Here is a 16435-nt window from a genome sequence, read left to right as displayed (position 1 = left end):
AGAATGATGTATCTTAAAAGAGTCCAATACTCATTTTCCACTACCCGTAGATCTTTCAATAAATTACTTTTCAAGTCTATCGGCTGTGTCCTATTTTTCTTTAGTTTTTCAGCGTCTGCCGCGACAGGTTCTCAGATCGCCAATATCCAACGTGCGGCTGAGGCTTACATTGCTGCAACGATAGAAAGCCCAGCGGGTGGCTCACTTGAAACCACTGCCGCAAATATTGACCAAAGAATATTTGCTACGGACTGCCCTTCAGGGCTAGAAAGCTCTTCAAGTTCCACCAATCCCAATGCCAGTAATATCACTGTTCTTGTTGAATGTACGGAAGACAATTGGCGCGTTTATGTTCCTGTCCGAATCACTCGAACAGGACCACAAGTTACGCTAACGACTAACCTTTCTCGTGGACAAATTATTTCTGCGCATGACGTTACCGTCAGCATGGTAGACTTGCAACGCTTTAGACGGCAAGGCTTTTCCTCTATAGAGGCTGTGATAGGTGCAAAAGTGAAAAAGAATTTACGCACCGGAGACGCGATCGAAGCAAACGACATTTGTATCGTATGCCGTAGCGAGTCTGTAACCATTAAGGCCGTGAAATCGGGGATGACCATTACAACCAAAGGGGTAGCTCTGACTGATGGCACGCACGGCGAGCAGATTAGAGTGAAAAATAGTAAATCCAACCGTATAATTGAAGGACGTGTCACTGGGATTTCAGAAGTTACCGTCATCTTCTAAGCAACTATCATTCTAAGTAACCCTAATTCTGAGTAACCGTACTTCTGAGTAACCGTAAAAAGTGACTAAAGTTATTTGTATGTTGGCCGATAGCGTCAGTACAGGTTTCTAATCTTATAAAAGGCTCACATATGGCAGGCATTGATAACATACGAACTGGACAAGCTTTGACGACGTCAAACAGGAATTCTGTTCGCAACGAATATAGTACCGCAACGACTGAAGCATCGTCTAAAAAGTCGTCCGTTGCTCAAGACGCTGTTTCCCTCAGTCCGCAAGGTAAAGCGGTGGGTGAGATGCATAACCAAATGGCTAGTCAGCCAAGTTTTGACAAAGCCAAAGTCGAAGCTATCAAAGAGGCGATCGCCAACGGTTCGTATTCTGTTAATCCAGAAAAACTTGCTGACAATATTATGAAGTTCGAAAAAGAACTCGGTGGTTTTTAAACTTAGAGATAAGTCGTTATGGCAGCACTGAAAGGATTAATTGAGTTCCAACTTAAAAATGCGATAGAGCTTTCTCACATACTTGAGAAAGAGCAGCTAGCCATTACCAGTCGAGTATCGAAAGATATCGAACAGGTTGCCAAACAAAAAATCACACTCATCGAGCAGCTAAAAGTAACCGATGAGAGGATTGCTCGACATCCCGATGTAGAAAGCCTGAATACGGAACCAGAGTTGAGCCCTCTGGTAAAGCAAATTCAGTCCATCATCGCTGAGTGCCAAAAAATAAACACGCTAAATGGTGAAGCCCTGCAACGAGCGCAATCGAGCTTTAATAAACTGAATAATCTAATGCAGCAATCTCAAGGCAAACTTGGAATGACCTATACAGCGGAAGGTCAAACCCGAAATGTCAGCACGCTCGGTACCAATATCAAAGCCTAACCACTACTAAAACGAAAAAATTAAAGCGGCAAACATTGCCGCTTTTTTGATCGGGAGATTAAAATTTTCCGGTGATTAGAAAAGCGTTTGCTGCCGCTTGTCAGGCACTTGCTGTACTTCGCCGTAATCTCTTAGCCTATCCATCTTTCTTATATCAAGGCGAAGTTCAGTGACATAGCTGTCTCCAACCTTGTAGCTACGTACGACTTCCGCTCCTCGGATCACGCCATCAACAGCGCCGGAGGTGATTTCCGTTCCCAATCTTTGATCTTGAAGGTCAGCTCTGCCGCTCACTCGCATGCCGTAAACCTGTTCCGCCAACTCACGGTAAGCGTCAATCTTAGAGGCTCGCATCGCGCGAACTTGCTTTTCTTCCTCATTACGCCCTTTTTGTTCGCTGACGCTTGCATAACCGACTGACGTTAGCCAATCATCCGGTCGCATCGTTCCTAAAGGCTGGCAACCTACCATGATGAGTGCGGTGACCAGTAGTAATAGCTTTTTCATGCTCGCTCCTATGGACGCAAAATAACAGTATATGGTTGAGTAATGGTTGGGTCAGAGCGAATAAGCACGCCATCTTGTGTTCGAATGCTGTTTAGCGTATCTAAATCTCGGCCAATACGATCGGCCGGTAAAAAGCCCTGAGCGGTTGCCACAACAATACGTGAATGCATACCGACAACACGTGCATTGACCAGCACCCCGCCCTCTTGACGAAGCATAGTGCCTGTTAGTACGTATTGAACCTCTTGCTCTTGCGCCAAATCTTTCCAGTCTCTACTCTGTGCAAAGTCACCTTGCTGAGTCACTTGGATTGATCCTGTCGTTTTAAAATCGACGACTTTAAAACCGCGACGCTGAAACTGATGGATAAACCCTTCAGAAACAGAATTTCCCAACCAGTTAGTGGCATCCATATTCTGCAAATCAACAAACGACGTCACTGCAATAGGTGTGCGAGCCGAGACGCTAGTGTTTGAGATCATAAGATCTTCAGTCATGCTTTCGATAAAAAAGTCCAACGTATGGCGTGGGCTGTCCATCAGCATAAACTGAGTACCAGGATAGGGTTCCTTACCGTTGTAAATAGGCGCATAGGCGCACGCGGTAAGAAAGACTACAGGCACCAATGATAACCATTTCTTCATTCTTTAATCTCCGATACATTATGGCCTGAACGCTCATCACTTCTAGCTCTCTTCTAAAAGTGGAACACTCTTTGCTTTTCTAACCTAACCACCAGTTATAAAAGCTATACCAAAAGTCGCTAAATCAGAGAAAGCAAAAAATGAACCAACTTGGTACGTACAGATGAAAAAATCACTTCTTATCTTTTTTTCAACCTTGTATATCACCCTGTTTACTACGCAAGTACAAGCAGGATGGTATGAAGTGACAGGCACTGCAACGGTGGTCTCTTCCGAAGAAGTTGCTCGTATTCATGCGCTTGAAGATGCGCTATATAAGGCGGTGAGCTTTTCAGGTGCCGACATAGGCAGTATCGCCAACTTACGCCCTTTACTGGAAAGCAATCGCAAAGAGTACCAATTTACGAACAGCGAAGTGCGTTATATCGTCGTGGATTCTCAAATGACCCGCCGAGGAGTCATGTTTGTTAAAGCGCGTATCGACATCTACCCATCGGCAACAGGTTGCCACGTCGAACAGTACAAGAAGACATTTCTCGTCGGTAACATTGATGTTGCCTCCCCACAGCAGGCTGTAATGGGTCAGGTTTACAGTATCGGTGATGATTTTGCCAACGTGATAAACAGGCAGCTGGATCAAGAATCTGTCAATTTTGTCTCTATGGGCACCACGGATTATGAAATTAACAAACGCTACCCTGAACGACTAAAAATGATTGCGGAAGACACTGGCGCGCAATACATCTTAGGGGGTGTTATCACTGATCTTACTGCCACCATTGAACAGAACACGCTCCGTGAAGATGTCATTAATAGACAGTTTGCTCTTGAAATGACGATCTTTGACGGAAAAACAGGAAATGAGGTGTACAACCGTAACTATCGTGAAGTCGCGCGCTGGCCATTTCCTAAAACCAGTCAAGTCGACACCAAGAGCGCGCGATTCTGGGCGTCAAGCTATGGGGACATGTTACTCAGAGTAAGCCGAAACATCATGCTCGACCTTGAGTCCGAAGTCTCTTGTAAGATTACTTTGCCTGAAGTCGTGGCGAAATGGGGTAACGTTATTACCATGAATCTAGGTCGCATTCATGGCGTTGAAGAAGGCGACAAACTTCGCTTGTGGCATACAGGTTCCTTTATCGATCAACGTGGTCTACCACGTAATAAAGTCACAGAAACAGACATCACGCTGACGGTAACTCGTATCTATGAAAACGAAGCTGAGCTTTCCGTTGATCAGCCTGAACTCGCCACCAGCGTTCAAATTGGTGATGTCATGCACAAGCTTCTATAAATCCCAGGTTAACATCCTGATTTATTTAGGTATGATAAACATAGGCTCCCGTGGCACAGCTGGATAGCGCGATCCCCTCCTAAGGGATAGGTCACAGGTTCGAATCCTGTCGGGAGCGCCATATTACAAACGTCGGCAACTCTGTAAGCCGACGTTTTTGTTTCCTATCGCTAATTTTAATCTAAACAACACCTCTTTTTAGTCAAGACTTGGCTCTCGGCAACCGCATAGACAGAAATTTCATTCCCTAGTCTCATCTCTAATATTCTCGCTTTTTTCACACTCAACTAAAATTTATATTAATAAAGTTATCCATAGAGATAGAATGAAAAAGAGTAACTTGACGACCAACACTGGTCATCGCTTTATCTCCAAAGCGAAAACGGCATTTAAGATACATATTCATACCCCTGAGGATCAGGTCTTACATCGCTCGGTTGGATATGTTCGCATTGGTGAAAAAAAGGGCTTGAAGAAAGCGATTAAACTTCGCAACGAACTGGGTTCGGCAATGTGGGGGAAATTTTGGCGCAAGCTATTAAAAGACCCCTATTTAATGACCCGACTGCCACACTCTCTTGAACCTAAAATCATTTTCAAACCCAGACCTACAAAAGATGACCCGGACGCAAAAGACGAATGCTATATTGCCGCTTGGCGAAACTACGATAAGGACGGAAAGTTAATCTATAAGAGCGTGGTTTGCTCTATCAAGAAACACGGTCGGTTGGCGGCCTACAGTAAGACCAAAAAAGCGCTGCTTGAGGCAAATAAAGAAAACTTAGAGATATTGGAGTATATGGGGCGACTCAATAGTATTGATCTGAAATAAAGAACAACCAACGACTTCCTCTCTGTCCCATCTCTGCTGAGTGATAAAGACAACATACCCGATACCGCTTCGTGATTCATATTGGGAGACACCCAAAATAAACCGCTTGTGCACCTCGCATATAAAACAACGCCCCAATCGAAATTGAGGCGCTGTTATTAAAGCTTGTTATTTAAGTTCAATATTACTGCTGAACTTGGTACTCAAACTCAGGTACGATGATTTCAACACGACGGTTCTGTTGGCGACCTTCAAGAGTTTCGTTTGATACGATTGGGTTGTTTTCACCTTCACCGCGAGCGCTAATTCTAGACGCGTCTACACCTTTCGCTGTTAGTGCATCTGCAACTGACTGAGCACGCTTCTCTGAAAGAGCTTGGTTGTAGCTTGCTGCACCAGATGTGTCTGTGTAACCTACAATTTCAACATTCGCTTGAGGGTAATCGTTCAAGAACTTAACTAGGTCATCAAGCTTAGCTGCACTTTCTGCTTTAAGCTGAGAGCTGTTTACTTCAAAGCTCTCTGTACCTAGACGCTTAGCTGAGAAAGTTTTCGTTACAACAACAGGTTCTTCAACGACAACTTCTTCAACCATTTCTTCAACGACAACAGGCTCAACAACTTCTTCGCTGCCGCCAAATTTGTATACGATACCAAGTGTTGCACTGTTTGCTTCTGCACGTACTAGGTCGTTGTTCACATCAGTAAGTGTTTGGTATTCAAGACGAACATTCACGTTTTGGTTTGTACCAAACTCGATACCTGCTGCACCAAGGTACGAGTAATCATCCTTGTTACCGTAGTCAACATATGCACCACCAACCTTACCGTATAGAGCGATAGCATCTGTGATTGGAAGGCTTAGCTTAGGAGCAAGAGTGATTGCTTCTACCTTTTCATCGTTTAGGCCGTCACCAGTAAATTTACCTAGGTAGTCGTAACCCGCTTCAATAGAAAGGAAGTCCCACATTTCGTAGCCAACAAATGCACCTACGGTTGAATCGTCATCATCACACGTTGCTGACGCTGAACATGCATCGTCTAGCCAAGATTTACCTGCTTTTGCACCCACATATACTTCTGCCAATGAAGGTGTAGAAGCAAATAGAAGTGATGCTGAAATAACCGCTGCTAATTTTTTCATTATTAATTCCTCTAGGATTATTCGATTCTTGGTCAGCTTGGGCATTTTTTATATTTTTGTCTCACTAATAAGATTTCCTAATCAAAAGACAAAACCCACTTTCACTTCCTATTGTGATTGCTTTCTATTATCCCACATTCACTGTGTTCTGTTGCAGCTGACCAATGCACTATATAGTTTTTTTTAAAATATTAAAGAAAAAAAATGTCAATATATCGTCAGTTGTTCCTTTAGGGATTCCAACAAAAATCACATTCACTTTGCTTTAATAGGGAAAACCAACATAAAAAAAGACCGCAAAGAACAACATTGCGGCCTATTTGATTTTTATTTAAAAGTTACGCGTTCGCTTCACGCTCTGAAATAAACTCTAGAGCCATCTTGATACGCGTAATAACACGCTCTTTACCAACAAGCTCCATCACAGCGTCAACTGATGGTGATTGACCACCACCCGTCACTGCTACGCGAAGTGGCATACCGATTTTGCCCATACCAATTTCTAGCTCTTCGCATACAGCTTCGATAACACCTTGCTTGATGTTTTCTGTTGTCCACTCTTGCAGTGCTTCTACTTTTGCTAAAGCAAGTTCTAATGGCTCTTTCGCCACACCGCGTAGGTGTTTTTTCGCCGCGCCTGCTTCAAACTCTGAGAAATCTTCGTAGAAGTAACGAATTTGCTCAGCCAGCTCAACCAATGTATTGCAGCGCTCGCCTACTAGTTTGATAACTTCTGTAATTGCAGGGCCGCTGTCTACGTTCAGGCTCTGCTGTTCTAGATGCCATTGTAGGTGCTTAGCAACATATTCAGGAGCTGATGTTTTGATGTAGTGGTTGTTTAGCCACAATAACTTGTCGGTGTTAAACGCTGACGCAGACTTTGAAATTGCGTTCAGGCTGAATAGCTCGATCATTTCCTCTTGAGAGAAAATTTCTTGGTCGCCATGAGACCAACCCAAGCGAACAAGGTAGTTGTTCAGTGCATTTGGTAGGTAGCCTTCATCGCGGTATTGCATAACCGATACAGCGCCGTGACGCTTCGACAACTTAGCGCCATCATCACCCAGAATCATCGCACAGTGTGCAAATGTTGGTACTGGTGCACCTAGCGCTTCATAGATGTTAATCTGGCGTGGTGTATTGTTGATGTGGTCTTCACCACGAACAACGTGTGTGATACCCATATCCCAGTCATCCACAACAACAACGAAGTTATAGGTTGGAGAACCATCTGTACGACGGATGATAAGATCGTCCATCTGCTCGTTGCTGATCTCAATACGGCCACGGATTTGGTCGTCAAATACCACACTACCCTGTTTTGGGTTGCGGAAACGAACTACGCTAGGATCACCCTCTTTTGCCGCCGCATTTGCCGCTACAATTTTTGGATGATTTGCGTCGTAGCGAGGCATCTCTTTATTGATTTCTTGCTCTGCACGAATTTCTTCTAGCAGTTCTTTTGACGCATAACATTTATACGCTTTATCTTCAGCAAGCAGTGTATCGATCACTTCGTTGTAGCGGTCAAAACGCTTTGATTGGAAGTAAGGACCTTCATCCCACTCCATACCTAACCATTTCATACCTTCTAGGATCGCGTCTACCGCTTCCTGAGAGTTACGCTCCAAATCCGTATCTTCGATACGCAGCACGAATTCACCGCCCTGATTTTTAGCAAATAACCATGAGTAAAGTGCGGTACGCGCACCACCAACGTGAAGGTAGCCTGTTGGGCTAGGAGCAAAACGAGTTTTAACCGTCATGTAAAATACCTTGATTGTCTAAATGACTGCACCGGGTAACGATGCCAAAAATTGCGCGTTATTTTAGCACCGATATGCAAATCTACAATCTGTCATTAATAGGTTTTCCCTAGTTAAAGACAAAAGTAGACGATATATAAGCGATGAAAAGGAAACGTGGAAAGAAAAGTCTACTATTTTCTCTGATGCTTGACCTTACCCTTGAGTCAAGGTTTATTCTCAATAACAGTTAACGTTTGAGGGCTATGGTTATGTATCAGTTCGATATTCCACTATCCGGCTTAAATTGCATGGGTTGTGCAAAAAAAGTGGAGCGCGAACTCTTGTCAAAACACAATGTATTGATTCAAGAGTTATCCCCTACGCGATTATATCTAGAAAGCGATAGTCCATTTTCAGAGCTTGAAAAATCTATCAATGAACTCAATTACCAAGCCGGGTATCAGTACCACTTTTATTTATCTGGGCTTAACTGCGGTAAGTGCGTTAATAAATTGAAGTCAAAGCTGGAAGAAAGCCCATCGATTGGTGCATTCGATGCATCCAAAACCGAACTTTCAATATCGACGCTACTATCAGCAGAAGAGATTCAAGCCCTAGTCGCTGACTGCGGTTATCGTGCAGATAGGCACCCGCCCGCTTCTGAGCTAACGATCGATCAGGAACCTCCCTCTACTGAGGAACCACTTCCAGCCGACGAGAACACTCATCACCAGCCTCAAAGACACTCTATCCACCTGATACTGTCTGGGATGACATGTGCAAGTTGCGTATCGTCCGTTGAAAAAGCGCTGACAAGCATTCCGGAAGTGCAACGTGCTCAAGTGAGTTTGGCAGAACAAAGTGCGTTGGTTTTTTCTGATTCAGTCAACTCCCAAGTTATCGAATCACTTCTTAGTGCAGTCAAATCGGCGGGCTATCATGCGGAAGTAGTCGACGATCCTCAAACTCAACAACACAAGCAACTGGAACAACAGTTAAAAACTCAGGCTTATCATAAGAAAAGCGCTTGGGCGGGCATCTTAATAGGTGCGCCTCTCATGGCGTGGGGCATAGCTGGTGGCAATATGATGATCCGTAATGCCTCTGACCAATTCGCTTGGGGCATTGTGGGCATTATCTGTTTGTTACTGCTTGCAACAGCGGGTAAGAGCTTTTTTAGCAATGCGTGGCTGGCGCTAACTCATAAGCGAGCAACAATGGATACCTTGGTTGCTCTGGGTACAGGCGCCGCTTGGCTTTTCTCAATGCTCGTGGTCATCTTTCCTAGCTGGTTCCCAGAAGCCTCTCGGCATGTTTATTTTGAAGCGAGTGCGATGATTATTGGTCTGATATCTCTTGGCCATTATATTGAAGCGAAAGCCAAAGCAAAAACGACGCAATCACTGCAAGCCTTAATCAATCTGCAACCCAATGAAGCGACCCAAGTGACCGACCACGGTGATGTGAGCATCCACATTGATGAGATCTCACTGGGAATGCAGTTAAGGATCAAACCCGGTGAAAAAGCGCCTGTTGACGGAATAGTCGTCTCCGGACACTCCTATATTGATGAATCGATGTTAACTGGTGAGCCTATTCCGGTTTACAAGCAAACCAAAGATTCGGTTTCAGCAGGTACGCTTAATCAAGATGGCAGCTTAGTTATTGAAGCGACGGGCATTGGCAGTGACACAATGCTGTCTAGAATCATCAAAATGGTACGAGAGGCGCAAAGCAGTAAACCAGCCATTGCAAAGCTGGCGGATAAGATCTCCTCGGTCTTTGTACCTATCGTGGTTGCGATCGCCATTTTGTCTGCGGCTATCTGGTTTACGGTCGGCCCAGAACCAAAAGCCAGTTATATGCTGATTGTTGCGACTACGGTGTTAATCATCGCATGCCCATGTGCTCTTGGCCTTGCCACTCCCTTGTCTGTGACGGTAGGTATCGGTAAAGCTGCTGAGATGGGTATATTGATAAAAGATGCGGATGTCCTTCAGAGTGCAAGCAAACTTGATGTCGTCGTGTTCGATAAAACAGGGACATTGACTCAAGGTAAACCAGAAGTACAAAGTATTTTTGCCTTAGATGGCAATGAAGCGAATCTTCTCGCGTTAGCTGCAGGGTTAGAGCAACATTCCGAACACCCACTAGCAAAAGCGATTGTCAGTTATGCAAAACAGCAACGCCTGACTTTTGCTGACGTACACGCGTTCGAGAACCTGCGCGGGCAAGGTGTCCAAGGACGCTACCAAGATAAAACCGTGTGGGCTATCTCTCTTGGCTATGCCAAACAGCAAGGTTGGGATTTATCGAAAGTGGAAGCAGTGATCCAGCAATACGAAGAGAATGCCTCAACACCAATTCTCGTTTCTCTTGATTCTGACATTGTAGGGGTTATCGCCATCGCAGACTCCATCAAAGACGATGCGAAATCCGCCATCTCAACACTAAAAGCGATGCAGATTAAGCCTGTTATGCTGACTGGGGATAACCAACATGTAGCGAATGCAATTGCCACGCAGCTTGGTATAGAGCACGTCATTGCAGAAGTGCTCCCCGACCAAAAAGCCGGCCATATCCAAGCACTACAAGATCAAGGCTTTTCCGTTGCTATGATAGGTGATGGCGTAAACGATGCGCCGGCGCTGGCGTTGGCAGATATCGGGATCGCAATGGGGAGCGGGAGTGATGTGGCGATAGAAAGTGCCCAAATGACGTTGCTTAATTCCTCTCCCCTTTCGGTCGTTAAAGCCATTGAGTTATCTAAAGCAACCGTAAAAAACATGAAACAAAACTTATTTGGGGCATTTGTCTATAACTCATTGGGGATACCCATTGCCGCTGGTGTGCTTTATCCCGCCTTTGGATTATTACTAAGCCCTGTTGTCGCTGGTGCGGCTATGGCGCTCTCTTCAATTACCGTTGTAAGTAATGCCAATCGACTAAGATTATTTAAAACAGGAATACACTCATAGAGGTCATTATGAAAAAGACAATACTGTCCTTAGCAAGCTGCCTATTGGTGTCTGCTCCAGTGTTTGCCGCGGATGTACTCAATCACAAGTCACCATACTGTGGTTGCTGCACTGAGTGGACAAAACACATGCAAGAGGCAGGCTTTAATGTCACGGAAGAGCTGCATAAAGATATCAACCCGATCAAACAGAAACTTGGCATTACGCCTGAGTTAGCCTCTTGCCATACGGCCGAGATTGATGGTTATGTATTCGAAGGTCATATTCCCGCGCAAGACATAAAAGCCTTTTTGGAGAACCCACCGAAAAACGCAATTGGACTCTCGGTTCCAGGGATGCCAATGGGGTCTCCAGGTATGGAGTATGGCGATAAGAAAGATGAATATTCTGTTTATGCGTTCAATGAAAAAGGTCAGGTATTTGAGTACCGACATTACGCTGCAAGTAATAAAAGCTAGAATCTCAACGGATTCCTAGTTACAACAAGGGCTGCATATGCAGCCCTCGATTGCACTCTAAAGCGATTCGAAATTAGCTTTTAATCAATTCAGCCATCATTTCGATATGAAGGTCATCATCATTCAAACAAGGAATAAAGTTAAATCGACCACCGCCATTACTCATGAATATCTGCTGACACTCTTCAGAAAGTTCTTCCAAAGTTTCAAGGCAGTCCGAAGAAAATGCTGGAGACATGATGTCCAAATTTCGGATACCTTTCGCAGGCAATGTTTCCAGTGTTTTGTCAGTGTAAGGCTTTAGCCACTCTTCTCGACCAAAACGTGACTGATATGTCATGCCTATTTGATTAGCTTCTAGTCCAAGTTCACGGGCTAGTAACGTCGTCGTCCTCTCACAGTGAATGGGATAGATATCGCCGTTGTCAGCGAAACGCTTAGGAATGCCATGATACGAACAAAGCAAATAGTCACCTTTGCCCTTTTGCTCCCAAGCTCGTCTAACACTATCCGCCAACGCCTTAATATAGAGTGGATGATCGTGGTAATCACGAATAAAGCGATAAGCAGGCATGACAGGTATTTGTTTGAACGCTTTGGTCAATCCATCAGACACTGCAGCCGTCGTGGTGCCAGAATATTGAGGATACAAAGGCAAAACGATGACTTCTTCCACGCCTTGTTCTAATAATGCTTCCAAACCTGTTTTGAGGCTTGGATTGCCATAGGTCATGCCTAGTTCAACCGGAATATCCACCCTCTGTCGGAGCTTCGCTACTTGTCTCTTGGAGTGTACCAACAGCGGAGAACCTTCCTCCATCCATACTGATTGATAGAGTTTTGCCACCTTAGGCGCTCGAATAGGAAGAATTGCGCCATGCAAAATTGGACACCACAGCCAACGAGTCATATCTACAACGCGTTTATCATGTAAGAACTGGCTCAGAAAGCGCTTTACCGCTGGGACACTGGGTTCATCTGGCGTGCCTAAGTTAACCAATAACACGCCCTGTTTCTTATTATTTTGCATAGAATCCTATCGACACTAGAAGTGGTTTTCTAACTAAGATCACCGTTATGGATCAATGTGTAAGCATAAAAAAGCGACCCAGTTGGGTCGCCTTCACTATAACAAATTTTCAAAACTTACTCGAAGTCTTGCTCAAATAAATGAGTACTCGATTAAGCCAGTGCTTTCTCGATGTCTGCACTTACTTCAGCAACTTGCTTAGTACCGTCAAATTTTAGGTACTTAGTGTTGCCTGCTTCCGCTTCTTTACCGTAGTAAGTGATAAGAGGCGATGTTTGATCATGGTATACACCAAGACGTGCGCGAACTGTTTCTTCTTTGTCGTCATCACGAACAACAAGATCTTCACCAGTCACGTCGTCTTTACCTTCAACTTGAGGTGGGTTGTACACAACGTGGTATGTACGGCCTGAAGCAAGGTGAGCACGACGACCAGCCATACGCTCAACGATTACGTCATCAGCAACGTCAAATTCGATTACGTAATCAACGTCTACACCCATTTCTTTTAGGCCATCAGCCTGAGGGATAGTACGTGGGAAACCATCTAGTAGAAAGCCTTTCTCGCAATCATCTTGAGCAATACGCTCTTTGATTAGACCAAGAATGATTTCATCAGAAACTAGCTGACCAGAATCAATTACAGCTTTAGCTTGTTTACCAAGCTCAGTACCTGCTTTGATTGCAGCACGTAGCATGTCACCAGTAGAAATTTGTGGGATACCGTATTTTTCCATGATGAATTGAGCTTGTGTGCCTTTACCTGCACCTGGAGCACCTAGAAGAATGATGCGCATGTTTAATCCTCTTAAGATAATAATAATTTATACCGAAGCTCACTATTCCCGCCAATGGCTCGACTCACGGTAAGTTTCGGTATAACTGTTTAAACAGTTCACAATAAAACAGGCGTGCACATTACACACCTGTCCGCTTCGTTTCAAGATTGCATTCTATCATACAATGTTACATTGAAGCTTGATGTACGACTAAAGAATGCTTAAACACTCACACTTAGCCGTGTCATTTGCACTTTTTATTCACGATAAGCGCAAATAAATCAAAAAGCCCGCATATTGCGAGCTTTTTGAATGTTTTAAGGTATTAGCCCTTAGTCAAAAGCGAGTTGACCGCGCCTAAGAACTGGGATGGATCCGCTAATGTTCCACGCTCAGCAAGCATTGCTTGACCTAACAATACCTCTACCCAGCGACCAAATGCTTCTTCGTCAGCTTCATCAGCCATACGTTTCACCATTTCGTGTTCAGGGTTGATTTCAAAGATGTACTTCACTTCTGGTACTGCTTGGCCCGCGGCTTCAAGTAGCTTCGCCATTTGCGTGCCCATTTCAAAATCATCCGTCACGACTACCGCTGGTGTTGACGCGAGTTTAAATGTCGTACGAACCTCTTTCACGCGGTCACCTAGGTAAGCTTGAGTGCGCTCAACCACAGACTTAAACTCTTCTTCCGTCTCTTTCTGCTTTTCTTTTTCCGCTTCGTCTTCAAACTTGCTCAGATCCAGACCCGCTTTTGTGATTGACTGGAACTGCTTACCGTCGAACTCGGTCAGGTAGTTCATTAGCCACTCATCAATGCGATCGAACATGAGAATAACCTCAATGCCTTTCGCTTTGAATTGCTCTAAGTGTGGGCTGTTCTTCGCTGCCGCGTAGCTGTCGGCAGTAAGATAGTAGATTTTATCCTGACCTTCTTTCATTCGCTCAACGTAAGACGCCAAACCAACGGTTTGTTCAGAAGAGTCCACTTCGGTAGAGGCAAAGCGCAACAGACCAGCAACTTTTTCTTTGTTGCTCATGTCTTCTGCTGGGCCTTCTTTCAGTACTAGACCGAACTCTTTCCAGAACGATTGGTATTTCTCTTCGTCATTGTTTGCCATGCGCTCAAGCATCGTCAGTACGCGCTTAGTACACGCATTACGTAGCGATTGAGTGACTTTGTTGTCTTGAAGAATCTCGCGAGAAACGTTTAGTGGAAGATCGTTTGAATCTATTAAACCACGCACAAAGCGTAGGTAAGATGGCATAAACTGCTCAGCGTCATCCATGATGAATACGCGCTGCACATAAAGCTTAAGACCAGATTTGTGGTCACGATTCATCATATCCCACGGTGCTTTGGAAGGGATATACAACAAGCTCGTGTAATCGTTTTTACCTTCTACGCGGTTGTGGCTCCACGTCAATGCATCAGCAAAATCATGGGATACGTGTTTGTAGAACTCTTGGTATTCTTCTTCAGAGATATCCGATTTATTACGTGTCCAAAGTGCTTGAGCTTTGTTGATTTGCTCCCACTTTTTCTCACCCGTTTCTTTATCTTCTTCGTCGCGTTCCACCGTTTGGATAGAGACTGGAATGCCGATATGGTCTGAATACTTACTGATCACATCACGTAGACGCCACTCGCTTAGGAATTCTTTCCCTTCTTCGCGCATGTGAAGAATAATATCTGTACCACGAGATTCTTTTGAAATGCTTTCGATTGTGTACTCGCCTTCACCGGCAGAATGCCACTGGACCGCCTGTTCAGAAGCTAGACCCGCAGCGCGTGTACGTACAGTAACAGCATCAGCCACAATAAATGCAGAGTAAAAACCGACACCAAATTGACCGATCAACTGTGAATCTTTAGATTGGTCTTCAGATAATTTTGAGAAGAATTCCGCTGTACCCGATTTCGCAATGGTACCTAGGTGTTCAATCACATCTTCACGGCTCATGCCGATGCCGTTATCTGAAATCGTCAACGTGTTCGCTTTTTCGTCAAAAGACAGTTTAACACCTAAATCCGCGTCACCTTGGTAAAGCTCAGGGTGAGACAACGCTTGAAAACGCAGTTTGTCTGATGCATCGGATGCGTTTGAAATTAACTCGCGTAGAAAGATCTCTTTATTTGAGTAAAGAGAATGAATCATTAAATGAAGAAGTTGCTTTACTTCAGATTGAAAGCCACGAGTTTCTTTATTCGGTGCCATTGTATCGCTCATGATTGCTCCATTACTTCTATACATCTGGTCTCAATATTCCATTAGATGCTACTGAGACCCTCTACAACTGAATATGCTTTGTAACATGAGGGTGGCATATGTAAATTCAAGGTCAAAGGTAATAAAAACAGTGTTTTTTTACTTCAATTTTGATTATCCTTGCGCCTCGCAAAATTCTAGCTACATTTTGCTCTTTGATGCTAGACAGCTATCTCCGTGACGGAGGTCGCTGAAAAGAGCGCTAAACTTCTAATAAAAATGGCTGAAATTGATGAGTAATATTGGCACTAAATTCAATCTCGCAAATAGATTTATCTTTGACCCTAATACTAATTCGCTTGTAGATAAAGAAAGTGATAATGAAATCACTTACTTGGGGAGTAATGAAAGCCGCATCTTAAGATTGCTATGTGATAATCCGGGTGAGGTGATTACACGTAACGACTTACACGATTTTGTATGGCGTATGCAGGGGTTTGAAGTTGACGATTCCAGCTTAACTCAAGCCATTTCAACGCTGAGAAAGGCCCTTAACGACTCGACCAAATCACCGCAATTTGTAAAAACGGTGCCTAAGCGCGGCTATCAGTTAATCTCGTCGGTAGAAAAGACCGTCCCACTAATGGGAGGGGAATCAAAAGCAGACGATCAAATCCCAACAGAAGAGCCGGCAGCCATTGCTGAGGTTGAAGCAGCTCCGACGCCAGCGATCGATGAAACAGAAATAAAAGATAGCCAGGAGACCGTTGAAGAGCCAAACCAACCTAAGCCCGTCAGCAGCGAAAAAACTGACTCTAAGTTGGTTAGTCGACTTCTTATTGCCCTAGCGCTGTTTTTACCAATTTGTGCTGTGCTGTTTACGAATCCGACGACATCAGAATTTCGCCAAATAGCGGTTTACGACAACACACCAGTCAAAACACCAGCCAACCATCCAAGTTTGAGCATGTGGAATCAGTCTATCGAGCAATGTGTCAAACGATACAATGAGTCACACAAGGGTTCGCTAGCGCCAAAAGAGGTGATTGCAACGGGTGGCCAAGACAATAGTTTGGTTTTGAATTATATTCATTCGCTCGATCATTCTGGTGAAAACATCACCTTAAAAATTTATGTCGATCAGGCAGATATCAGCAACGTGTGCCAATAGG

15 protein-coding genes and 1 tRNA gene are annotated in these 16435 nt (G+C 44.3%); 9 read left to right on the top strand and 7 right to left on the bottom strand.

What is annotated here, in order from left to right:
• Window positions 1–3: 3 nt before the first annotated feature.
• The 3 genes from flgA (at window position 4) to NP165_RS03645 (ending at window position 1637) form a co-directional block, all read left to right on the top strand.
• Window positions 4–747, top strand: coding sequence for a flagellar basal body P-ring formation chaperone FlgA (flgA, locus tag NP165_RS03655; RefSeq protein ID WP_257084982.1), 744 nt, complete (start codon window positions 4–6; stop codon window positions 745–747).
• 131 nt (window positions 748–878) lie between these two features.
• Window positions 879–1193, top strand: coding sequence for a flagellar biosynthesis anti-sigma factor FlgM (gene flgM, locus NP165_RS03650; RefSeq protein WP_257084981.1), 315 nt, complete (start codon window positions 879–881; stop codon window positions 1191–1193).
• Between the two features lie 18 nt (window positions 1194–1211).
• Window positions 1212–1637 (top strand): flagella synthesis protein FlgN, encoded by a 426-nt coding sequence (locus tag NP165_RS03645; protein ID WP_257084980.1) that lies wholly within the window; start codon window positions 1212–1214, stop codon window positions 1635–1637.
• Window positions 1638–1712: 75 nt separating this feature from the next.
• Here the strand turns inward: NP165_RS03645 and flgP are convergent, their stop codons facing one another.
• Both flgP and NP165_RS03635 read right to left on the bottom strand, forming a co-directional pair.
• Complete coding sequence (gene flgP, locus NP165_RS03640; protein WP_257084979.1) at window positions 1713–2144, bottom strand: flagellar assembly lipoprotein FlgP; 432 nt, start codon at window positions 2142–2144, stop codon at window positions 1713–1715.
• Window positions 2145–2152: 8 nt separating this feature from the next.
• Window positions 2153–2788 carry a FlgO family outer membrane protein gene (locus NP165_RS03635; RefSeq protein ID WP_257084978.1) on the bottom strand — a complete coding sequence of 212 codons (636 nt, stop codon included), beginning with the start codon at window positions 2786–2788 and terminating at the stop codon, window positions 2153–2155.
• Between the two features lie 163 nt (window positions 2789–2951).
• Here NP165_RS03635 and NP165_RS03630 point away from each other — a divergent pair, with 163 nt between their 5' ends.
• The 3 genes from NP165_RS03630 (at window position 2952) to NP165_RS03620 (ending at window position 4917) form a co-directional block, all read left to right on the top strand.
• Window positions 2952–4085 carry a flagellar assembly protein FlgT gene (locus tag NP165_RS03630; RefSeq protein WP_257084977.1) on the top strand — a complete coding sequence of 378 codons (1134 nt, stop codon included), beginning with the start codon at window positions 2952–2954 and terminating at the stop codon, window positions 4083–4085.
• 44 nt (window positions 4086–4129) lie between these two features.
• A tRNA-Arg gene (locus tag NP165_RS03625) sits at window positions 4130–4206 on the top strand.
• Between the two features lie 204 nt (window positions 4207–4410).
• Window positions 4411–4917, top strand: a complete 507-nt coding sequence (locus NP165_RS03620) for a Fe3+-citrate ABC transporter substrate-binding protein (protein WP_257084976.1) — start codon at window positions 4411–4413, stop codon at window positions 4915–4917.
• Window positions 4918–5101: 184 nt separating this feature from the next.
• Here NP165_RS03620 and NP165_RS03615 read toward each other — a convergent pair whose 3' ends face one another.
• Window positions 5102–6061 carry an OmpA family protein gene (locus NP165_RS03615; protein WP_257084975.1) on the bottom strand — a complete coding sequence of 320 codons (960 nt, stop codon included), beginning with the start codon at window positions 6059–6061 and terminating at the stop codon, window positions 5102–5104.
• A 338-nt stretch (window positions 6062–6399) separates the two neighbouring features.
• Entirely contained in the window at window positions 6400–7827 is a 1428-nt protein-coding gene (gene gltX / locus NP165_RS03610; protein WP_257084974.1) for a glutamate--tRNA ligase, read from the bottom strand.
• A gap of 251 nt (window positions 7828–8078) precedes the next feature.
• On the opposite strand from gltX, the gene NP165_RS03605 reads away from it, so the two are divergent.
• Window positions 8079–10787 (top strand): heavy metal translocating P-type ATPase, encoded by a 2709-nt coding sequence (locus tag NP165_RS03605; RefSeq protein ID WP_257084973.1) that lies wholly within the window; start codon window positions 8079–8081, stop codon window positions 10785–10787.
• Window positions 10788–10795: 8 nt separating this feature from the next.
• A complete protein-coding gene (locus NP165_RS03600) occupies window positions 10796–11245 on the top strand; it encodes a DUF411 domain-containing protein (RefSeq protein ID WP_257084972.1) in 450 nt (149 codons plus the stop codon).
• A gap of 73 nt (window positions 11246–11318) precedes the next feature.
• Here NP165_RS03600 and hemH read toward each other — a convergent pair whose 3' ends face one another.
• The 3 genes from hemH to htpG all read right to left on the bottom strand — a co-directional run bounded on the left by hemH (window position 11319) and on the right by htpG (window position 15284).
• A complete protein-coding gene (hemH, locus tag NP165_RS03595) occupies window positions 11319–12275 on the bottom strand; it encodes a ferrochelatase (RefSeq protein WP_257084971.1) in 957 nt (318 codons plus the stop codon).
• A 152-nt stretch (window positions 12276–12427) separates the two neighbouring features.
• Entirely contained in the window at window positions 12428–13072 is a 645-nt protein-coding gene (gene adk, locus NP165_RS03590) for an adenylate kinase (RefSeq protein WP_257084970.1), read from the bottom strand.
• Window positions 13073–13379: 307 nt separating this feature from the next.
• Window positions 13380–15284, bottom strand: coding sequence for a molecular chaperone HtpG (htpG, locus tag NP165_RS03585; RefSeq protein ID WP_257084969.1), 1905 nt, complete (start codon window positions 15282–15284; stop codon window positions 13380–13382).
• A 271-nt stretch (window positions 15285–15555) separates the two neighbouring features.
• On the opposite strand from htpG, the gene NP165_RS03580 reads away from it, so the two are divergent.
• Complete coding sequence (locus NP165_RS03580; RefSeq protein WP_257084968.1) at window positions 15556–16434, top strand: winged helix-turn-helix domain-containing protein; 879 nt, start codon at window positions 15556–15558, stop codon at window positions 16432–16434.
• The last annotated feature ends 1 nt before the right edge of the window (window position 16435 follow it).

This window comes from Vibrio japonicus, assembly GCF_024582835.1.
In the GTDB taxonomy this organism is placed as follows: Bacteria; Pseudomonadota; Gammaproteobacteria; order Enterobacterales; family Vibrionaceae; genus Vibrio; species Vibrio japonicus.
This window is presented reverse-complemented; position numbering and strand designations above follow the sequence as displayed.